Source organism: Zooshikella ganghwensis (genome assembly GCF_018263875.1).
GTDB lineage: Bacteria > Pseudomonadota > Gammaproteobacteria > Pseudomonadales > Zooshikellaceae > Zooshikella > Zooshikella ganghwensis.
This window is the reverse complement of the sequence record NZ_JAEVHG010000005.1, coordinates 61,347-82,814: the sequence shown is the minus strand read 5'-3', so window position 1 is coordinate 82,814 and position 21,468 is coordinate 61,347. Positions and strand designations below refer to the sequence as shown.

Genomic DNA, 21,468 nt, shown 5'->3' with positions numbered 1-21,468 from the left:
GTAAGTGGGCTTTCAATAACTAATGGTTTACCTTGACAGGCTGGGGGGCCATTGATCTCAATACCAGCAACCCTGATATGATTGAAAAAGCTATGGCAATAATATAACTCAACAATAACGGCTCCTGAAAAAACAAAACTAGCCATGTTGTTGACAGAATAGGCGTCAAAAATACTATAGGGGCAACTTTAGTGGCATCTGCTTTTGCCAGTGCGGTTAGCCACAATATATAAGACACGCCATTAATAAGTGCACCATTAAGCACAATGACTAGCCACGCTTCCTCAGAAGGAAGTGAAAAGTGACTCCATTGAAATAATGTCAAAGACGAAAAAAATACTCCCCAAAAAAACAAAAAGAAGGTCCCTGTAAATGAATCTATTTTCTGATACTTTGAAAGCACTGAAAAAAGCGCAAAGCATAAGGCACCAAGAAATACAACCAGTAATACCCATGGACTATTCACCTTGATAGAAGTCAAATCACCTTTTGTAATAACAATTACTACCGACAGGAAGCCTAATAGCAAACCCGCTCCTCCAAACATGGTGAGCCGTTCACTAAAAAATAGCAACGAAATGACCGTAATAAGAATTGGCCAGGTATATTGAACAACAAGAACTTCTACCCCATTCGTAACCGCATATCCGTGATAAAGACATAAGTAATAAAAAAAACACCCCAAAAATCCTAATGGTGCACACCAAAAAAACTGTCGCGCACTTCCAGCTATCATTATTTTTCTATTTTTTAACAAAGCAAATACCAACACAACAACAGAAGAAAGGACATTAGACCAAAATAGAAATTGAAAAACATCAAGTGAATGCTGTCCTATTTTGGCCACAATAGGAATTAAACTCCATGACAACACACAAAGAAATGCAAGTACTATCGCTAATTTTGCCCCCGTCATATTCATTGTAATAGCCTTACCATATGAAACAAATAAAACACGTTGGTACTAAACGTTTTCTCCACTGAAAATCCTACTTGACCAGCCACAGTCTGAATGTAATCACAAGAATAGGAGCTAGACTGAAAGTCATTACAACAGAATGTATAATGATTAACATCATCAACTTCCTGGGCTATATCCAGCCCACATTTCTGATAATATGCTCGCCTTATTGAGTTAGCCGGTTCCCCTGTTTGAAAGGAAGAAATCACAATATCCATTCCTGTCATATAATATTTTCTTAAGATGTTAGTTATATTTTCAACATTACCAATGAGATTAAATGGAAAAAGGCATAGTATGCGTTCAGAATGATTAACTTTATCATTGAGCACTCCGTCAATATCAACCAGGCTCCCACGTAAAAAGGATGCAGTTGACTTATGACATTGTGAAAAATAATGTTTTGATTGTTCTTCTAACTTTGTTCTGATATCAATACCAATATACTTCACGTTATTCATTGCAGCCGTTTCAAATGACCTTACTTTGTCACAACCGATTTCAATAAGTGTTGTATAAGATTGATTTGCTAGAATACCTGAGATAAAGGCTTGCTCATGAGCAAGATAGCGTATGATATGATCATCAAAATTATGCGTACTCATAATCTCATGACCAATATTACTTTGATAGTAAGCGGTATTATCCAATAGTCTTGGCATGGTGCCTCCTTGCATTAGCTTTTTAACTTTTTATAACGCTCCTTCTTATTGTTTTACTGTTTGTTATTTTATTGCTTTGTTGTTTTGCTGTTGAAATATTCACACTGGAAATTGTTAAAAAACAAATTTGAATATACTGTTATAGCCAAACACTCTTTATTTTAAGGTAACGGTATACTCTTCATTATTAATATAACCATGTCTAAAATTGATTCTTTGAAAGGTATATATAGTAGATGAGATCTGCAGCAGAAAGTAAAGCGTTATTAGTTAATGAGTAATTTTCTACTTATTACCACCTTTTATAGCACTTCTGAACTATTAAGCTAACACATTAGCCTATACCCAAAACGAAGGCTTTTTAGGGGCGGTGGTCAAGAGTGCTGACAACAAACCCTACTAATGTGTCGGGAGCACATTAGTACAGCTTCGCTGGCCCGTTAGGGTGAGCGCTATGGATAGCGCACATAAAAATGATTCGTGAAGGGTATATTTGACAAGCAGAGAAATCGCATATAATTAGCCTTAAACCCTTCCTTGGAGACTTGATTTCCGCATCCTTGCGGAACGCATAAATTAATTCATGCATTGATTGGCACAATCTTTACCCATAACAAACTGTTTTTATATGCGATTACCCTATCGCTAAGGGTTTACAAGAAAGGTCAATGCTTTATCACCGTTGACTAGCCCTAGCCCCGACTCACTGCTGTCAAGTACTGAGCAACGTGCCGTTTGTTTAAGTGCACCAACAATACGCTCTATGCCGTATGTAAACTGGCCAGCCTTCTGTTGTTCTGCTTGTAAAAGCAAAGCAATCACTGCGGTAAGCTGTGGCGCCGCAAATGAACTACCAGACTCATAGTTATCGGTCGCCCAGCTATACACAGCCTCTGCAGGAATACCAAAACTTTGGTATGCAACTAAGTTATTTTGGCCTGGTATGGTTGCTGATAACGCCACCTCATCAGCAAAAGTGTTCAGGTTGATCGCAAATACTAAATTACTGGCATACTTTTCATACTCAACTGAAGAAACAAACGTTTTAATAAGTTGCAAATCATATGCAAATAAATTGCCGGTATCAGACAAACCTAAACGTTGTCGTAAAGGCGTTACACTTCCGTCAAGGTCTGTTCCCGTATTACCCAAGGATTTAATAACAATTTTACTGACTAATGTCTTTTTTAATAAAGTCGCAAACGTGGTATCTAACTCTCCCTCTTTTTCAGCAAATCCACGACTCATATTAACAATCAGTACATCATTTCTTGTTAACAAATAAGTCATCGCTTGGTTATATGTCTTTGCTTCAGCACTAATAGGAACAATCGTGGCATGCGGTGCAATGGTTAAAATAACATCAATGACACTATTTCCGTGATTCAGTGACACTGGGTTACCAAATGCCTGGACAGGCTCAATATGCGCTTGAGGGTAATGGGTTCGTTGCTTGTCGAGCAGTGCAGGCTCAAATACATCAATCACAGCAATTGTAATACCATCTCCTTGATATTGACTAGTGAGCCATTGCGACTCAAGGTTAAAACCTGGATGGTACTGAGTGACCAGGCTATTGATTGACGTTTTAAATTGTGTCAACGCGTGCAACGCTGCTTGCACGCCGTATCGATTTTCTGCTTGGTATGCTTCTGTTTCAAAGGAGAACAACAACTCTACCATGTTTTTAAACTCAGTAATTTTATTTCCCCACTGGTGCATATTGAGTTTATTCATTAAATACCGGGCTTTTTCCTGTCCACGATACTTATCAAGCTCTGCACCTTCATATGTAGAAACAAGGGATGATACGTCGTCTTCTCCTGGCCAGTGAACAATAGTTTTTAAGTCCGAAACGGCCTGCTTGACTTTATCAACTTGGTTAAGATCCGCACGAACACCAAAAGATAAGCAAAAGACAAGGATTCCTATAACGGTAAAATTATTTAACTGAAAAATACGCTTATGCTTTAGCTTGTTATACATCTGATTCCCTAATAATTATTGATCAATGAATGTCACAATATGCAACAAGTGTATTAGGTTACGTTAATAAAACATTAACCCTTACTATTACCGCTTGTATAACCTTCACGAATGATTTCTAGGTTTTGTTATCTTCACTCCTCACCCCAATCACCTATTAATATAGGCTCATGGGGCTTCGTCACTTGATGGCCGCACCTAAAAACCATTCGTATTGGGTATATTTAGCAACATTGTGTTATACCTGCTAATGTCCTTTATAACAAGGAAGCTAAATGTGTACCCCGACCAATGGGTATCTCGTCAAGGAAAAAACAAATGAACCCTAAGTCACCAAGCACTATTGACGAAGAAGTCACTTTCGAAGCAACAGAGGAACTCGTATCAGTTACAGATACTCGTGGAAAAATCACCTATGCCAATAAAAGTTTCTGTCGTGTATCAGGATACAGCTTAGAGGAACTAATAGGAAAACCACACAATATTATTCGCCACCCAGACATGCCTAAATTGGCTTTTAAGGACTTATGGGACAAACTTCACACTGAAAAACCCTGGCGTGGCTTGGTTAAAAACCGTTGTAAAGATGGTCGTTACTATTGGGTTGATGCGTTCGTCACCCCAGTTTACGAGAATAATCAGTTGATAGGCTATCAGTCAGTCCGTACCAAACCAGCTGCACGTGATGTTACCGCAGCAGAAAAGGTTTATGAGCAGTTGAATAATGGTACTTTGCTATCTCAGTGGACGATTTCAACAAGATTTAAGTATGCTGCACTGGCTGTTATTTGGCTATTAACAGGACTAGTAACTTATAATTTTTCACTACCTTGGGTACAAGCATTTATTTCCCTACTACTACCCTTTATTGTTTTTAGACATGAACTATTTACCACACCAAGCTACTTACAAAGCCTACAACGACAATATGATAGTTTATCTCGTTTAATATTTTCTGGTAAAAAGCCGCACGCTATTGCCGACTTTCATTTAAAATTGCTCGAAGGCAAAATCAAAACAATTATTGGACAAGTACAAGACAGCTTACATACCATGCGGGAAGTGGTTAAATCGCTACTCGCTGCCGCAGAATCAGCACAAGAAGGCTCAGAAACAGAAACCAAAGAACTTCATCAACTAGCAACTGCAACAGATCAAATGGCAGCCACTATTAGTGAAGTAGCTAAAAACACTGAACAAACCGCAGAAAAAACGCATCAAGCTCATGAAGACTGCGACCAGACCAACCATGCGATGGCCAAAACAGCTAAGCTTATTAACCAGTTGGCACAAGAAGTAGAGTCCTCAGCCGATGCCAGTAAACATCTGGCTAACAAAGCAGAAAAAGTCAGCCATATTATGTCTGAAATTCAAGGAATAGCTGACCAAACTAACTTGCTTGCCCTTAATGCAGCCATTGAAGCCGCTAGAGCAGGTCAACAGGGACGTGGTTTTGCTGTTGTAGCGGAGGAAGTCAGAGCCTTGTCTCAACGCACACAAAGTGCAACAGAACAAATTCAAAGCTCAATAAAAGATATTCAGGACACCCTACTCAACTGGGCGACCAAAATGAACAGTGAAAAAGAAAATGCCCAACACTGTGTTGAAGATGCAATCAACACCCAAGAGAGAGTGCAATCAATTTATCAGCTTGTAACAGATATTACAGAGCTTACAACACAAATATCCACGGCAGCAGAACAACAAAGTGTAGTATCTCAAGAAGTCAGCCAAAATATAAATAAAATAAGTCATGCCTCGCAAAGTAATTTAGAACAGGCCTCTATCGTACAGCAGCAAGCCAATTCGCTCGAAGATAAAACAAATAAGCTAGCAATGTTAACTAAGGCATTTGGCTAAGGTCTAATACACGTTATAAACCTAATACACTTGATAAAACGGAGGTACATCCACCTCCGTTCTTTGGACCCTGTAAATATTTCTTTGCCAATAACACAGGGCTATTACAAACAGCCTCGCGACTATTTTGAACGAATTTCAACCGTGTAATCTTCTACTTCTCCATAGCTGAAGCGACCACAAGGGCTAGGTGCATCTTTATAGCGCATGACAACTCTCATTCGTGTTTTAATATTCTCCTCCTGATGAATTATTGCATTACTACTAACCGTAATGACGCCTCGTTGTGTTGTTGTGGCGCTAGAACCTGGGTCAAAGACCATTTCTCCACTATCTGCGAAATCTCCATCACGATTAAAATCAATCCAAATTCGCCAGTACTCACCATAAGCGCGTCCGGCAAAATCAGGTGTTAAGGTAACTTCATTACGACCCAGCATAAGAGGTATAGTTTTGCCCGTTTTAAGCTCAGTAAAGTCACTATAATGTGATGCGCCTGATGTATGTATAAACTTACCTACCTGAACCTTACTAATCCACTCATCACTGCTATTAATACTTTCTGCTTTACAATAGTTAATATTAGGACCATCCGTTATTGGTAAAAATATTGCTGATACAGCCCCCCAGTTACCATCCGCATCCTGACTTCGTACATATAACATGTGCTTACCAACAGGTAATTCACTGGTATCCACTATCCCAGAAACAGTTTCTGTTTTCTCATCGAAACGACCATCTTCCGCCTGTAAAGGGACAGCGGTTGCTCCATTTTTCCATGGAGGTACATTAATGTAATACTCTGCAGCGCTAATCGCCTGAGTGGGTTCAGTACCATTACGCCGACTAAAACGCGTATCAGTAACACTTGCAGAAAGAGTCACAGGTATGCCTTGACTCCCTCCCTGAGTGGAGAAATCATTGTTAACCTTAATAGAAGTCACATCAGGTCCAGAAGGAATCATATAGGGTGCTCGTACTACTTTTGCTGCATAAATTAATGCTGCTAAATTGTCGGGTAATATTTTACTTTCAAATGTTGAGCACGATTGAAAAAACTGAGTCCCAAGCTCAAAGGTAAATGCAGGTACACCTAACTCACCATAACTAATACCATCACTGGTACCATCTGTCGGATAAAGACCGATCGACTGCTGGGGCATATAACCATTAAAAAAGGCAAATTTTCTGCCAAGCGTTTGCAACTGCATACCATTTGGCGCTGTATTACGTGTTGTACCCCATGGCCAAAGCACCAGCTCACTGTAGCTATGAATATCCAAATGCAAACCCATAGTATCTAAAGGTGCAGCATCATCGTTATCAGGACCACGTCGATCTGGGAACAAGTTACGCACGTAGCTTTCAATTGCTTTTATTTCAGGCTCAGATGCAGGAGAAGAACCGCGATAAGTTTCATTGCAGGAATTACCACTAGAGCCACCACTCACAGTATTCCAACTAAAGCTAAAATTTCTGTTTAAATCTGCACCACGATTACTACTGGTTGCACCACAATAATTTTGATTGGTATTTTTGCGCCAATAATTACCTGACTCCGCTTTTTTACGACCATCAGGGTTCGTCATCAACATCAAATGAACCTCATGGTGGTCCAATATCCAGGTCGCATCGGCATCCTCTCCATAGCCTTCCAATAAATGTCGAGCAAAGGCTAAATTTAAAGGTGCTGTAGTATACTCCCGTGCATGTATTGCGCTATTAGCAAATAAAATCGGCTTGAGTTCTTTGGCATTTTTATTTGTTAATTTTAATACCTTTATATCATACCCACCTTTTCCTGCACCCTTTTCCCAGGAGTTACCAACATCAAGCCACTCCGCTAATGCCGGGTAATTCCTGGTGAATGCTTCTGCTGCTTGGAACGTCTCCTCAACCGTCTGATAACATGGATAACCTGGGATACCTGACATTAAAGCGTGTCGCTCCCCCCGTTCAGAAAGTATTTTTCTTTGCTTTAATTGTTGCTGTATTGCCTGTAGCTTACGATCACGTTCAGCGACCCATTGTTCTGCTGACTCAAACGTAAACCCATAAACTTTCAACTTATATTTGTCCTCATTCGTTAACTCCATAATCATATAGCCAGACTTGTAATCTGTTTCTAATAGTTGGCCATGAAAACTAATCGCCGCTTGTCGGGCCAGTAACTCGTTAGGAAAAAAAACTTTATAAATTGTTTGCTGTTGATCAATAATTCCTTCATGATCAGCATTCCATAATGCAGACTCTTTAGCTATAACACCCTCCACAAATAACCATGATATAGGCAATACACACCATATACTTTTTCCATTTGGTTTGAACATTTTTTCTTCCTTGAAAAATTGAAACTTTTTTGTACGGCTTTTACTCAACGAATATAATGAATTCGACTAATAATAATCTTGAGAGTCAAATTTGTGATATATGCGTATATATCGTTTTATAAAAGCTGACTGTCAAGCGAACAGCGTCAACACCTTCTAGCCATAAGTCATCAACAAGTAAAGCACAGTCACTAAATTCAAGTTGATTCGACATTAAACTTATCCTGTAACTCTAAAGCAAACAGTTAATACCCTTTTCTAACCAAAGAGTCACTCAATATATACCCTTCACGAATCATTTTTATGTGCGCTATCCATAGCGCTCACCCTAACGGGCCAGCAGCGCTGTTATATCAGTTAAAGTGGCTACTGCATGTTTCACAGCAGTAAACTTGCCCAGGGGCTTCATCGCTTGACGGCCGCACCCTTGCGCCCTTGGGGTATAAAAACCCTTCGTTTTGGGTATACATAAGAGCATTTATACAGTTTGGTCAAACAGTTCCGATTCTTCAACCAGCGAACTTTAAGAAGCTTTTTATCCTGCAACAAATGACATTATTAATAATCACATACTTACAAGGATTACCATACAAAACGCATTCTGGATTTAAGGTAAAAAAAATACCATACTTCAAACAACTTTCATTGACTCTAAATCCATATGCTGCTCATAAAGAAAGTAAATAAATTGATATTCAAGCGACTTATAACATCATTTTTTCTTTCTATGATGTCATTGAACACATGGTCAAATGCACCACTATCTTTAGCGGCATCCCATAACTTTCCACCTTACAGCTTTTTAGATGAAGAGGGAAACCTATCAGGAATTGATATTGACATCACAAATAAAATAATGAAACTATCAGAAATTCAATTTTTTATTGAGTTAAAACCCATCTCAAGAATTGAGTATTTGATTAAAAACAAAAAAGTCGATGCTGTTATTACCACCACTCCTCATATTACAGAAACAATATCAAATTCCATGTGGTTCTCTAACTCACTTTATAACACCACACTCTCTCTTTTTATTAACTCAAAAAACAAAGAGATATTAAACCAAAAACTATCGTACAATAAAGTATGTCAGCGAACAGGTTTTTTGAATGGGTCAATTTTAACCTCACCAGAATTTTCTTCCACAAGTTTTATTGATGTTAGATCTGTCAACTACGTAAGCCAATTAGTTGATCTATTAACACTTGGGCGTGTAGATTGCGTCATTGCAGAGGATATAGCTTTCATCTATCAAGCTAAAGAAATGAAAAAACAAGACCAAGTACTGCTTATTAAAGAAATTACAGATAGAGATATATTTATTGGTTTACAAGAGTCATTAGTTAAAAGGCGTCCAGAACTACCTTTAAAAATAGATAAAGCAATAAGTGAATTGCATAAAAATCATGCTATAGATGACATTATCATAAAGTATTTACAGCTTCCCTTAAAAAAAGCAAATTAGCCGCCACCCCATGGCCTTTCAACAAGTAAGACTCACTTCTTAAAACTCATCTACCAGCTTTACTGTCTCATCGATATCTCTCGAGGGAATAAACCCAATATAGTTTGAGCTAGTTGCAACCAACTTTTTTACCTCACTACTTGTTTTAGCTTCTATCATCGGCGCTGCTTTACCCGTAAAAACCAAACGAGCCCAATACGATAAAAACTTTCTAGGAGGTTTATCCACTACTTTAATGCAAAACTCATCAAACACTTTCGTTGAGTGGTCAATTGTCACAAGCTTTGCTTGTTTTCCACTGGGAAACGCAACTTTTTTACCTAAAAAAAGTTGTTTAACATAACCAGCATCAATCGTGTCATCAAATGAAGGACTTACAATTACGGATATTTCTGCATTAAGGAATACACTTTGCAGTAAGCATAACAATCCAAAAATTACGTTTTTCATCGTACCCCCTTAAAAAACAAAATTTGCTGAAATTGAGTACAAAGGCGCATCAACCCTAGATATACCATCTTCTACTTTATAATCGATATAATTGAAATCAAACTTAAGCGCAGCACTACGATGAAAATCGTATCTTACGCCAATCGTATACTGTTTAAAATCCTCTTCCGTTTGTTGAATAATACCCTCTAGTGTATTTCTTGGTGTACCTGGGGGTTCTTTGTCTAAAATGCCATATTGAGCATCAGTATCAAATTGTTCATAAGTAATGTGAGGTGTAAAATCACCGATCGTATATCCTGCTGAAATATAGTAGGCTAGAGGGTTTGTAAAGTAACTATCCTCAACATCTGACTTAGTAATCTCTGCTACTGCAAAGAAATTATCATAGTCAATACGAAGAGAAATGCTTGCAAAGAACGCATCATCTGCATCAATATCAGTAGCCTTAGATGTTTCTGTTGTTAACGTTGTGGATGGTACAGGTAGTTCTGGTGGTGCTAATATAGCCGTTAATGCTGGTGCTGCAGTAAATGGAAAAGAGGCTTCTGCTTGAAAATACGAAAATCGTAGTGTATACCAGTCACTACTCAACCCCAATGATCCACCCCAAAGGTGCTTCAGATCTACACTTGTTTCTGATCCACCAAAATTGATTTGCTTATTCACTTTTCCGTAGAATAAATCAGCAGTGGATGTCAAATTCCATACATCAGCAGAGTGGGTTACATTTATACCATCTAAATTCTTAAAAAGAGGCGCATAAACACTCACTGGAGGTCGTACCCAGTGGTATGCATAACCGACATCCACGACATCACTGAAATGAAAGAAAGGTGTTCTAAAACGCCCACCTTTAATGGTCCAGTCACTATTGATAATATACGTCAAGTATGCCCATTCAAATTCCGCATCCCAATCATCGAAACCTCTTGCGACGATTTGAGCTGTCCCAGACAATCCATCTTTAAGGTCTGCTCTAACCTGCAAACCAAATAGCGACTCCTGTTCAAAATCAACATCATCATCCCGAAATCCCCGGTAAGGTCTTTTATCATTAAAGGTACTCACCCCCGTGACTGTTCCAAAACCACCAATATCCACCCAATCGATCGCAAATAAATTATCAGCGCATAGCAGTAGGGCACTACAGCTATAGCATAACATTTTCTTCATTTTTCACTCCTACAGACTTCTTACACTTTTACCCCACAAAAAATAATTCTTATACGTTATGTTGTACTTATTCTAACGTTAGTCCTTACTGTATGAAGCCACACTAAAAACCTAAACAGCCAATAAGTGTGAATTACAAATAAACACTATCTAACCAGTAATAGGAAAGGTTCAATTAGTGCAAAAGGGCTGTCAATTTTATAGTAGCAATGACAATCTTGATTGCACAATTTTCTGACACATAAAGAAATAATTCACTCAACTAAAGAGTATCTATACACTTATCTATTAAACCAATGATTCTTTTTCTCTAACGACCTAATACAAAATCCCCTATACTGACTTAAGCTATTGTCACTTTTTTAGCGCAAACGATCAGCCGCCACTTTGTTTTATATATGAAGTATCATTTTATAATTTTATTTATCCTTTCATATCCACTAACATTGTGTAGTGCAATGGAGTGTATTTTTATTAACCCAAGCCCTAAAGGTGAGATCTTCTGGGATAAAGTAAGCAGCGTTATGCTTGCTGCGGCTGCCGACTTAAATATTAAGCTTACTATAGAATATGCAGATATTGACAATCGTAAATATTTAGCCTTAGCCAAAAAAATAGTAAATCAACACAGCTCCGTCGATTATATTTTATTTATTCATAAAAATATAACAGTCACTAAAAAGCTTTTAGACTTATTTGAGCAACATAAAAAAAAGTCTATCATGTTTAACACCCAGCTTTCTGAAGAAGAGTATCAGCTTTTAGGATCACCTCAAAATCACTATCAATACTGGTTGGGTACAATATCACCTGATGATACTCAAGCAGGATTTATACTTGCAAAAGAACTCATTGAACATACCCAACGTAAATACCCAAATAAAAATCAGCTAACATTATTGGGTTTAGGAGGTAACGAAACCAGTAATCCGGCGATTCAACGCAAAAAAGGATTAATAAATGCTCTAGAACAATATCCTAATGTTAAGTTAACTCGTTTTATTCCAAGTCAGTGGTTTTATGAGTCAGCTTATGAGCATACCAAGTATATACTGAGACGTCATAAACGCGTTGATATTATCTGGGCGGCTAGTGACTTGATGGCTATGGCGGCTTTACAAGCCATTGAAGAAGAAGGACTAAAACCTGGTGAGGACACCATTATCGGAGGTATTGACTGGCTTCCAGAGGCAATATCAACAATTAAACAAAATAAAATAACAGTTTCAGTTGGTGGACACTATCTTGAAGGTGCTTGGGTGCTCATTAGTGCCTTTGACCATCACTATATTAACTCCCCCATTGGTCTACAGCTCACCCAAATGTATCCAATCACTCCAGACAATATCAATGCAATTAGTCATAAAGTATTGAGCGGAGACTATTCTAGTGTCATCTTTTCTAAGTTTAGCCGTTTTTTGACTGGTAATACCCCTCAAGAAAAAAATGAAATAATTTTCATGACTAATCCATAATAACTATACCCACAGCAAGAGTATTCGTTCTCTAAATATGTGGCTTCTCTGCAAGAAATTACACACATTAACATAATGCATAAAAAATAGTCTTGATATACTCAATTAAATTCAGCTTGTTACAGTATCAAGAGTTGTGACCTGGATTATCTACTTCTCGATAATATGTATTATTTCGTGAACAGCAGCCAACTTCCAAGCTAATTTACTTGGACGCTTATTCAGTTTAATTTACCCTTTTTCTAACCTTTAAAGTAATGGCACTGTTTGGCTGTTTCAAATAACCGCTTGACTACTTTGAATACAGTTAAATGGTCCTTAGTAAGATGGACTTAACAAAAGGCTTATGGACTCAATAAAACATATAGCTCAAACCAAAATGATTCACTTTGTGGTCAATAACAGCGTAACCATGTTACAAGATGAACTATCTTTACTGTTAACTAAATTACCCCCCGAAAATATTAAAGACGACATAAAGTTTAAGCAAACTGTTTTAGCGGTCACTCACTCAAGTATTAATAAACGTTTCTCAAAAATTGTGCGATTCATTGACAACTTTGATCAGCTTTTTGAGCAAGCAATGTTTTACCTACGTGATGAGTTATTAATCACTAAAAACAAACCAGTTAAAGATATTTCTGTAGAACCATCCCGTTTTTGTTGGGCCTTAAAAAGGGGATTTCAGAAAGCACTGTTTCCCAATTAATAGACCAAGCTAGTCGTATCTAAGCTTATCTACTACAAAATCCATTTCCTAAAGCCCCGTTATCTGACACTCAGGGCTATCCGCCCTGATCTGATACTATACCCAATACGAAAGGTTTTTAGGTACTGCCATCGAGTAATGAGACCTCATGAACCTATAAATAATAGGTGATTGGAGCGAGGAATGAAGATAACAAAACCTAGAAATCATTCGTGAAGGGTATAGTCTACTCATAAAACCACAAGTGTACATATAAGCGTGACTGGCTATCGCAATAAATAACTATGACAAAACCTTAATTAACATCAGTATCACTGCAACAATACATAAACATAACGTGCCGTACCGTATCAGTGTTTTATTCACATAGTCTACTACATGATAAGCGATATAATTACCTATGAGCGTAGCAGGCAATAAAGGCAATGATAATAGTAAATGCTCATAAGTAAATATACCCATAGGTATCAAAATCATTAGTGATGTTACACAGCTAAAAAGAAAAAAACCTGCCAGATTTGCTCTTATAAAGCTTGCTTTTTCACCTTGTACCACAAGCGCAATGGGAGGCCCACCAATAGACGTACTCATTCCCATCACACCTGACAAGAAACCTGCCCAGAACAAATTACGATTATTGACGGGTAATGAGAACTTGAACAGATTCAATACCACTGCACATAATATTGAAATGGCAATTAATATTGCCAAATAATGCTGACTAGCAACAACTAATAGTCCCGCACCAACAATACACCCAGGAATACGACCGATAATAGCCGACTTTAAGCCAGAAATTGATAAAGATGACCTAAATCGATACACATTAGCCAAACAGTTAAATAAAGCAGCAAAAATTATAGGGCCGGGGACATACTCTGGATTTAAGTAAAACAAAATGGGGGCCGCGACAACGGCCATACCAAAGCCGATCACTGTTTGTACAAATGATCCAAAACAAACTGTCAGCACCGCAACAAATAACATACTCCAAGTATATCCATCCCCCATGTTTAACCCTCTTAGACCTAATACAGTGCTAAAACCTTTCCAAATAACATTGAGCAAGACCAACAATTTTACTCATTTAAGAAAGAGATTACAAAAACTCATTACACGATATGATTCGTTTAAGAATCAATGCATATTTGATAGGCATTATGGGGAGTTCAGGCTAAGATGCTTTATACATTAGCTTATGCAATGATAACATTACATAAATATCTGCCTAATTTGACAATGGAAAGGCAATCAGAAAAGCTCAATCTGTAGTATTATTTAAATACTTCTGGCGAATATTATCGTACTGTCCACTACCTTTAACCTTTTCTAAGGCTTTTCTTAAGGTATAAACCAAATCTTCTGGTGTTAAAATACTCATGGCCATATAGAGCTCTGAAGATAGCTCTTCGATATATAGTGCACGCTCGAAATCTGCAATATCATACCCTAATTGTTTCACTGAATAGCTAAATGCAATTTCATCGAATGGGGTTAGATGGATACGTTCATTCGCCAACATAATGAGATTTTGCACATCACTTTTTGATAAAATTAAGTGATCTCCAACCTCAAAGCCATACCCTAGCAGATAATCAAGTTTAACATCTTTAGGTACACCACCCGTTAGATACTGTTTAGCTTGCTCAATTTTATGTATTTGAATATCTTTCCGTTTTTTTAATTTCCACAGATAAACACTATAAGGCGTAATCGTTCCAATCCATTTAAAGTGATGTTCCCGCTCACGGGTCCGAGCAATCGAATAAATCAATACATTAGTTTCTTGCAATGCTCGCTTATAAGCCCGAGCCCAGGGGTACATTCTAATTTCAGCTTTTATTCCAGCCTCTTTTAATACAAGCCTGACAACTTCAGTTGCCATACCTTGCACTTTTTTATTCTTATCTAGGTATTGAAACGGAGGAAAATCTTCAGTAACCACATCCAGTGCATAACCATATGCCAACGTATTCAATAACAGTGCTACGACTATTAAAAGTAACTTATGAACGTTATTACAAACATACATAATCACATATTATTCTCCAGTCTAGCTTGCCAAATTCAACTCAATAAAAAAGATACTGCCTATAAAGCTATGAAGTACCCGACGAAGTCTAATTTAATTTGTTACGGCACGGTAATGGGCTAGTAAACTAAGGATAGTTTGATATACTAATTGCGTAAATAATAATACAGCCTAATGATCTCGATCTGTAAATTCATTTTTTAGGGTGCATATTAACGAATAGTCATTTTTTTACTTATGTGGAGCTACTCATCAATATCCCTACTGCACCCTCAGCGTAATTGCATATAAAAGCAGCATATGATGAATATTGACTGTACTAATACATTCATGAATCAATTTGTTAATCGCGCAGCAGAAGACCATCCTTGGTCTCTACTGCTCACGATTCACCGAATAGCACCTGTTTTACAAACAAGTCCAACCATTACCAATCAACATTTTGCAAACATCCAAAGAAGGATTGACCGCGTGTCCATCGCGGCATTACTATCACTCAAATTCAGCTATCATTCCCAATACTATGGTAAATATCCATACTCTTAAGCCATGAAATGAGTACTTTAACTGTAGTTGAGTCGTTATTAATAGGCATTCCACCAGTCATCTTTAAGACAATTTCTTCATACCGGTCACTTTCATCCCCAACACGCTCATAAACAACACAACCTGCAGGTGGTGCATCATAAATGACTTGTCCTTCAAAACTATATTTACCTTTTATACCCTGCTCCATTAGCTTTTTATACTTTACAAGCACTGCAAAATCTATATAGCCTGCTCGCTCCACCTTTTTAAACTTATTTTTTAATACTGGGGTCGAAATAGAACGACCATCTTTGATGTTTTCCGCTGTCACAAACTCCCAATAATTCTCTGTAAAATACTGATATACCTCTCCTCGCTCATCGATTACATAACCTTTCATCTTAAAAAATTCAGGTAACCACAGGTACATAGTAATTTGATAGCAGTCGATTATTCGTTTTCCCAAATCAATCTGTACTGGCTCTGCTTTAGCACTTATAGCCAAACCTAAAGATATTAGTAATGATAAAAAACGATTAACCTTTTTCACAAACAACTCCTTTTGCCTCATAAGTTATTCCAAAACATGTGCAAGGGCAGCAATCGGCTTTGCTTTAAGCGTATATTTATTAAAATTGTTAAATCGCTTACTACGTAAGTACAAAATCATTATATTTAAAGAAAATAATGCTAGATAGTCTTATCCATTGACACAAAACAATACTCCTTACTCCTTGTAGTTGCTTTTTAAATTAATTCAGGAATAACATATCATTATTTTCATAATAATGACCAATTAGTTTTACCATTTCGCTGAATTGCCTACCTGCATACAGTGGTATAAGGTATACCACTTGCGAAAGGAGAAGTATTTTTATACTACGCTAATTTCCAGATAAAATAATAAAAAACTAATATAGGTTTATCGTAACATGACGTTAAAATCAGTATTTGTAGCTGCCCTAGCCCCCTTAACTCTATCAACGACCCTCTTATTTTCTCAAGTGACAACCGCCGCAGAAGTTCCCCCAGGAACAAAGCTTGCTGAGACTCAACACTTAACGCGTGGTATTGGCGCTGAGCCAAGCTCTCTTGATCCTCACTTAGTTTCTGGTACACCTGGCGGGTTTGTTGTACGTGATCTTTTTGAAGGTCTAACAACCGAAGATCCAGACGGTAAAATTATTCCTGGACAGGCCGAACGGTGGACCATTAGTGATGACAAAAAAGTATATACATTTTATCTACGCAAGAACCTTAAATGGTCTAACGGTGATCCTGTCACCGCACACGACTTTGTTTTCTCCTTTCGCCGCGCTGTTGACCCTAATTTAGCCTCTCCTTACTCCTGGTATATTGAATTGATTGGTATCAAAAATGCCAATGAAGCTTTGCGCGGTAAAGTTAAACCGGACACTATTGGCGTCAAAGCCATAGACGATACGACCCTTGAAATAACGCTCAATCAACCCACCCCCTATTTTACCAAAACATTAGCACATTATACGACTTATCCTGTACACCAAGCCACGGTAAAAAAATTTGGCAAAAAATGGACATTACCAAAAAACATTGTTTCTAATGGCCCATATAAACTTACTAAGTGGGTTGTGAATGAACGTATAGAGTCAAAGCGGAACCCACACTATTGGGATAATAAAAAAACAATTATTGATCATGTGACGTATTACCCAATCGAATCATCAAATACAGAATTAGATCGTTACCGGGCTGGTGAATTAGATATCACACATACTATTGCTGAAAATCACTACAAAAAACTAAAAAAAACCATACCTGATGAAGTAAAAACACACGGTATAGTGGCTACTTATTATTACACGCTTAATTTACTTAAAAAGCCATTTGATGATGTCCGAGTCCGTAAAGCCCTATCACTGGCCGTTGACCGGGATATTATAGCCAAAAAGGTACTGGGACTAGGTGAAATTCCAGCGTATAACTACATACCACCTTATGTTGATGGCTATGAAGCTGTTGACTCACCTTATGCCAACATGACACAAGAAGAACGAATTAAACTCGCTCAAAAATACTTAAAGGAAGGCGGTATAACAGAAAAAAATCCATTAAAATTTCAAGTGATATACAATACATTAGAAGCCCACAAAAAAGTGGCTATTGCACTTTATTCCATGTGGCAAAAAAACCTAAAACATGTCAAAGTTGAAATATTAAACCAAGAGTGGAAAACCTTTCTCACCAACAAGGAGGAAGGTAACTTTGTCGTCGCAAGAGATGGCTGGAATGGTGACTATAATGAAGCATCCACTATGCTCAGTACATTACTCAGCTACAGCAAACAAAACTATGGCCGTTGGAACAATAAAACATTTGACCAACTGTTTACTAAAGCAAGCGTAGCTGATAACCCCAGTTTATACTACCAAAAAGCAGAAAAGCTGATACAAGAAGAGATGCCGATTATTCCCTTATACTACTACGTTTCCAAAAATCTAGTTAAACCCAGCATTGGCGGATTCACTAACCGCAATCCACTGGATAATTTCTTATCCAAAGACCTTTATAAAATTCAACTTTAACGAAGAATATGACGGTGGCCTCAAAAAAGGGGCTACACTCATGCTCTGAATAACAGACATAAAAAAACGCAGCCCTGCCTCAAGTAGAGTTTGGGCCGCGTTAAATCATCGGTTTTCTCGCTTAACTGCTCTCCTCCTAAGATTGCGTGTCTGGTATACCGAAGTATACCAGCACACACCACCTGAGGTGTTAAATTTCAAGCAGCATATCGCGGGCGGGAGTATACGACAGATTTTGTGCTTCTGCTACACTCTTGCAGGTAATTTTACCTTTCGCAACGTTCAATCCGTTCAAAAGATGTGGATCTTCCTCTAAAGCGCGTTTTGTGCCTTTCTCTGCTAAGGCTAGAACATAGGAAAACGTTGCATTATTTAATGCGAGAGTTGATGTCCGTGCTACCGCACCTGGCATATTGGCGACACAGTAGTGAACCACATCATCCACAATAAAAGTCGGATCCTGATGGGTCGTAGCCACTGAGGTTTCTGCACAACCACCTTGATCAATAGCCACATCAACAATAGCTGACCCAGGCTTCATTTGCTTAATGTGCTCACGGGTGATCAATTTGGGCGCTGCAGCGCCAGGAATTAACACGCCACCTATCACTAAATCAGCCTCAAAGATATGATCTTCAATGGCCTGTGCTGTAGAAAATACCGTTTTAATACGGTTTCCATAGTGTTGGTCTAAGCGACGTAATACATCAACATTTTTATCTAAAACTATAACGTCTGCCCCAAGACCAACAGCCATTGCAATGGCATTCTGGCCTACAACACCACCACCTAACACAACCACTTTTGCTGGCTCTACACCTGGAACCCCGCCTAACAGCAGCCCACGACCGCCACAATATTTTTCAAGACAGTGAGCTCCAGCCTGAATGGACATACGTCCAGCAACTTCAGACATAGGCGCTAATAATGGTAAACGACCAAAGCTATCGGTAACCGTTTCATAAGCAATACAGGTTGCACCAGAGGCAATCAAATCATTTGTTTGAGGCACATCAGGTGCTAAATGAAGGTAGGTAAAGAGCGTCTGCTCCGCTTTAAGCATTTTCCGCTCTACAGCTTGCGGTTCTTTTACTTTAACGATCATCTCAGCCTGTGCAAACACAGCAGCCGCATCTGCCACAATGGAAGCACCAGCCCGAGTGTAATCATCATCACTAAAGCCCACACCATCACCAGCTGTAGTTTCAATTAAAACTTGGTGATTTCTCTGGGTTAGCTCACTCACCACAGCGGGTGTTAAACCAACACGGTATTCATGATTTTTGATTTCTTTAGGTACACCAATCAACATGGTCTACTGCCTCCCTTATACTTGGGTCATTAGTCCAGCATTAACACTATAGCTGTTTGTTGAATGATAAATAGCTGAATTTGTTACAGAAAATTTTCACAAGTTTAGCCCAAAAAGCATAGTGATTCTTATTATAATTTCTTAATGCACAGTGATATCATCTATATAAATCACTTAAATCAGTAATATCAACTAGACTCATTATTCATTTATCAAGCATTGATCACATCCAAAGTGCACTTAATAAAGGAACTCAATCGTACTGCCCATTTATTGCTTCCCCATTTCACCCCAAAGTCACTTAACGCAACAATTTTTTTCCCACAATTACACCTGTATTGTTGCCAGAAGTTATCCGCAGATGGGAAAATGTATTTTCAGGTAGCCCTCCAGCGTGAAGAAAGGAATTAGCCAATGCCCTCCTTTCGTATTAGGAAGCTTTCTCTAAGTTGTCGTTTTTAGCCTAGGATTAAAAGCAATACGACGGTTGTTGGTTTCGTTAAACACGCAACGATAAAACTTGAATGCGGCTCGTGACCCATTACGTGTTTACTTATAGCTTTTACGCTGGATATATCTATTAACAAAAAGAGTGGATGTTTATTGTGAAAAAATTACTGTTTATAGTTGTTATTCTCGCCATAGTGATTGCTGGAGGGCCTTTTGTTTCAGGCCTCCAGGCTGAAAAGCATTATGACGCAAGTGTTGTCCAATTAGAGCAGGCACTGCAAGAATACCAACACCTGATTAGCTATTCAGTCCAAAAAGACTATCAACGGGGCTGGTTTCAGTCACAGGCTTCAACAGAACTACAGATTTCGCCTAAAGATGAGGCCCCTATCACCCTTAATATGCAGCACAGTATTCAACATGGTCCCGTATTTTGGGGTAAAAATCCTCTCTTTGGTTTAGCCAGTACAACAACTGACCTACAATACTCAGCGGAAGCACAAGAAGCCATCAGCATGCTCTGGAAGGATAAAAAACCGTTAGTGATTTCCAGTGTCACAGGTTTTTCCGGAGAAACGACATTTGATATCCAACTTACACCTTTTTCCCTTGAAGAAAACGGTAACAAAGTTGAAGTTAAACCTGCACAAATCACCGCCAGTATTACGCCACAAGCCGATAAACTTAATGCATCAGGTCATTGGCAAGGTATGAGCATCAATAGCCAGGATGGCACCCTGAATATGGGAAAAATGACATTTAGCTCTGATAAAACACGTGTCCTAGAATCACTTTGGGTGGGTGATGATCAAGCTGATATTGACTTTTTAACCTTTTCTGAGCCCAGTGGTGCAGCATTCCGCCAAGTAAATCTTCAGGGTTTTTCAATGACCGCCCACTCTGAACTGCAAGCTGAAGCCATTAATGCAAATGCAAATTTACGATTTGCCGCTGTCACCATTGATGAGGAAAAGCTAGCGAGTGATATTATCCTCAATTTAAAGCTTAACAATATTGCTGCTAAGCCCCTGGTAGCTATACAACAAGTGATGACAAATTGGCAGCAGCAAGCTTTACAGCAAACTAGCCCCACACCACCTGACTTTGCCCAACTGCAGCCTCATTTTCAGGCTATTTTAAAGCAAGGCCCTTCTATCGAGATATCCAAGCTGCATGCAGCAACACAAAAAGGTAATGTTGATGCTGACTTACTGGCGTCCATTAAGACAGACAACCCTATGTTACTGAGTAATCCACTCTTTATGCTGGGTGCTATTCAGGCAAAAGCCAATGTCAGTGTACCTAAAGCTTTACTGATGGAGTCACCGATGGCACCTCAACTGGAAATGTATATCCAACAGGGTGTTTTAAAAGAAGAGGCTGGCCAACTAAAAGCTAAAGTCGATTTCACCGACGGCAGCCTAACCATTAATGACCAAAAAATGATGTAACCTCTCTGACTGTGCCCCCAAAAAATACCTGGGGGCCTCTTTCAGGCGGTTACTGCC

Annotated in this window: 17 protein-coding genes; 6 read left to right on the top strand and 11 right to left on the bottom strand. The window is 38.5% G+C overall.

Annotated elements, in window-relative coordinates:
* Positions 1–19: 19 nt before the first annotated feature.
* From KHS79_RS09510 to KHS79_RS09500, 3 genes are all read right to left on the bottom strand, one after another.
* Positions 20–922, bottom strand: coding sequence for a DMT family transporter (locus tag KHS79_RS09510; protein ID WP_212718537.1), 903 nt, complete (start codon positions 920–922; stop codon positions 20–22).
* Positions 919–1,623 (bottom strand): hypothetical protein, encoded by a 705-nt coding sequence (locus KHS79_RS09505; RefSeq protein WP_094787060.1) that lies wholly within the window; start codon positions 1,621–1,623, stop codon positions 919–921. Before KHS79_RS09505 ends, KHS79_RS09510 begins: the two co-directional genes overlap by 4 nt.
* Positions 1,624–2,268: 645 nt before the next feature.
* Positions 2,269–3,609 (bottom strand): S8/S53 family peptidase, encoded by a 1,341-nt coding sequence (locus KHS79_RS09500; protein ID WP_212718536.1) that lies wholly within the window; start codon positions 3,607–3,609, stop codon positions 2,269–2,271.
* Between the two features lie 318 nt (positions 3,610–3,927).
* On the opposite strand from KHS79_RS09500, the gene KHS79_RS09495 reads away from it, so the two are divergent.
* Positions 3,928–5,469, top strand: a complete 1,542-nt coding sequence (locus tag KHS79_RS09495) for a methyl-accepting chemotaxis protein (protein WP_212718535.1) — start codon at positions 3,928–3,930, stop codon at positions 5,467–5,469.
* 122 nt (positions 5,470–5,591) lie between these two features.
* On the opposite strand, the gene KHS79_RS09490 is transcribed toward KHS79_RS09495, so the two are convergent.
* Both KHS79_RS09490 and KHS79_RS26075 read right to left on the bottom strand, forming a co-directional pair.
* Complete coding sequence (locus KHS79_RS09490; RefSeq protein ID WP_212718534.1) at positions 5,592–7,799, bottom strand: M14 family zinc carboxypeptidase; 2,208 nt, start codon at positions 7,797–7,799, stop codon at positions 5,592–5,594.
* Positions 7,800–7,884: 85 nt separating this feature from the next.
* A complete protein-coding gene (locus tag KHS79_RS26075) occupies positions 7,885–8,013 on the bottom strand; it encodes a hypothetical protein (RefSeq protein WP_267910762.1) in 129 nt (42 codons plus the stop codon).
* A 522-nt stretch (positions 8,014–8,535) separates the two neighbouring features.
* On the opposite strand from KHS79_RS26075, the gene KHS79_RS09485 reads away from it, so the two are divergent.
* The gene (locus KHS79_RS09485; protein WP_212718533.1) at positions 8,536–9,264 is read left to right on the top strand and encodes a substrate-binding periplasmic protein; all 729 of its coding nucleotides are present in this window, start codon (positions 8,536–8,538) and stop codon (positions 9,262–9,264) included.
* A gap of 39 nt (positions 9,265–9,303) precedes the next feature.
* On the opposite strand, the gene KHS79_RS09480 is transcribed toward KHS79_RS09485, so the two are convergent.
* Positions 9,304–9,714 (bottom strand): hypothetical protein, encoded by a 411-nt coding sequence (locus KHS79_RS09480; protein WP_212718532.1) that lies wholly within the window; start codon positions 9,712–9,714, stop codon positions 9,304–9,306.
* Positions 9,715–9,723: 9 nt separating this feature from the next.
* Positions 9,724–10,890 (bottom strand): porin, encoded by a 1,167-nt coding sequence (locus KHS79_RS09475; protein WP_212718530.1) that lies wholly within the window; start codon positions 10,888–10,890, stop codon positions 9,724–9,726.
* Positions 10,891–11,348: 458 nt separating this feature from the next.
* Here KHS79_RS09475 and KHS79_RS09470 point away from each other — a divergent pair, with 458 nt between their 5' ends.
* Positions 11,349–12,365, top strand: a complete 1,017-nt coding sequence (locus KHS79_RS09470; protein WP_212718529.1) for an ABC transporter substrate-binding protein — start codon at positions 11,349–11,351, stop codon at positions 12,363–12,365.
* A 346-nt stretch (positions 12,366–12,711) separates the two neighbouring features.
* A complete protein-coding gene (locus KHS79_RS09465) occupies positions 12,712–13,074 on the top strand; it encodes a hypothetical protein (protein WP_027709470.1) in 363 nt (120 codons plus the stop codon).
* A 282-nt stretch (positions 13,075–13,356) separates the two neighbouring features.
* On the opposite strand, the gene KHS79_RS09460 is transcribed toward KHS79_RS09465, so the two are convergent.
* The 3 genes from KHS79_RS09460 to KHS79_RS09450 all read right to left on the bottom strand — a co-directional run bounded on the left by KHS79_RS09460 (position 13,357) and on the right by KHS79_RS09450 (position 16,184).
* Positions 13,357–14,085 (bottom strand): sulfite exporter TauE/SafE family protein, encoded by a 729-nt coding sequence (locus KHS79_RS09460; protein ID WP_212718528.1) that lies wholly within the window; start codon positions 14,083–14,085, stop codon positions 13,357–13,359.
* 250 nt (positions 14,086–14,335) lie between these two features.
* The gene (locus tag KHS79_RS09455; protein WP_038291898.1) at positions 14,336–15,106 is read right to left on the bottom strand and encodes a substrate-binding periplasmic protein; all 771 of its coding nucleotides are present in this window, start codon (positions 15,104–15,106) and stop codon (positions 14,336–14,338) included.
* 502 nt (positions 15,107–15,608) lie between these two features.
* Positions 15,609–16,184, bottom strand: coding sequence for a hypothetical protein (locus KHS79_RS09450; protein ID WP_212718527.1), 576 nt, complete (start codon positions 16,182–16,184; stop codon positions 15,609–15,611).
* Between the two features lie 382 nt (positions 16,185–16,566).
* Here KHS79_RS09450 and KHS79_RS09445 point away from each other — a divergent pair, with 382 nt between their 5' ends.
* Positions 16,567–18,198 carry a peptide ABC transporter substrate-binding protein gene (locus KHS79_RS09445; protein ID WP_212718526.1) on the top strand — a complete coding sequence of 544 codons (1,632 nt, stop codon included), beginning with the start codon at positions 16,567–16,569 and terminating at the stop codon, positions 18,196–18,198.
* A gap of 190 nt (positions 18,199–18,388) precedes the next feature.
* On the opposite strand, the gene ald is transcribed toward KHS79_RS09445, so the two are convergent.
* Positions 18,389–19,510 carry an alanine dehydrogenase gene (gene ald, locus KHS79_RS09440; protein WP_094787046.1) on the bottom strand — a complete coding sequence of 374 codons (1,122 nt, stop codon included), beginning with the start codon at positions 19,508–19,510 and terminating at the stop codon, positions 18,389–18,391.
* 605 nt (positions 19,511–20,115) lie between these two features.
* On the opposite strand from ald, the gene KHS79_RS09435 reads away from it, so the two are divergent.
* Positions 20,116–21,411 carry a YdgA family protein gene (locus KHS79_RS09435; protein WP_212718525.1) on the top strand — a complete coding sequence of 432 codons (1,296 nt, stop codon included), beginning with the start codon at positions 20,116–20,118 and terminating at the stop codon, positions 21,409–21,411.
* The last annotated feature ends 57 nt before the right edge of the window (positions 21,412–21,468 follow it).

Bases quoted from the DNA above. Each gene is read 5' to 3' on its own strand.
- KHS79_RS09465 (WP_027709470.1), top strand. From the start codon at position 12,712: ATGGACTCAATAAAACATATAGCTCAAACCAAAATGATTCACTTTGTG.
- KHS79_RS09495 (WP_212718535.1), top strand. From the start codon at position 3,928: ATGAACCCTAAGTCACCAAGCACTATTGACGAAGAAGTCACTTTCGAA.
- ald (WP_094787046.1), bottom strand. From the start codon at position 19,510: ATGTTGATTGGTGTACCTAAAGAAATCAAAAATCATGAATACCGTGTT.
- KHS79_RS09475 (WP_212718530.1), bottom strand. From the start codon at position 10,890: ATGAAGAAAATGTTATGCTATAGCTGTAGTGCCCTACTGCTATGCGCT.
- KHS79_RS09455 (WP_038291898.1), bottom strand. From the start codon at position 15,106: ATGTATGTTTGTAATAACGTTCATAAGTTACTTTTAATAGTCGTAGCA.
- KHS79_RS09510 (WP_212718537.1), bottom strand. From the start codon at position 922: ATGAATATGACGGGGGCAAAATTAGCGATAGTACTTGCATTTCTTTGT.
- KHS79_RS26075 (WP_267910762.1), bottom strand. From the start codon at position 8,013: ATGTCGAATCAACTTGAATTTAGTGACTGTGCTTTACTTGTTGATGAC.
- KHS79_RS09470 (WP_212718529.1), top strand. From the start codon at position 11,349: ATGGAGTGTATTTTTATTAACCCAAGCCCTAAAGGTGAGATCTTCTGG.
- KHS79_RS09490 (WP_212718534.1), bottom strand. From the start codon at position 7,799: ATGTTCAAACCAAATGGAAAAAGTATATGGTGTGTATTGCCTATATCA.
- KHS79_RS09505 (WP_094787060.1), bottom strand. From the start codon at position 1,623: ATGCCAAGACTATTGGATAATACCGCTTACTATCAAAGTAATATTGGT.
- KHS79_RS09500 (WP_212718536.1), bottom strand. From the start codon at position 3,609: ATGTATAACAAGCTAAAGCATAAGCGTATTTTTCAGTTAAATAATTTT.
- KHS79_RS09480 (WP_212718532.1), bottom strand. From the start codon at position 9,714: ATGAAAAACGTAATTTTTGGATTGTTATGCTTACTGCAAAGTGTATTC.
- KHS79_RS09445 (WP_212718526.1), top strand. From the start codon at position 16,567: ATGACGTTAAAATCAGTATTTGTAGCTGCCCTAGCCCCCTTAACTCTA.
- KHS79_RS09460 (WP_212718528.1), bottom strand. From the start codon at position 14,085: ATGGGGGATGGATATACTTGGAGTATGTTATTTGTTGCGGTGCTGACA.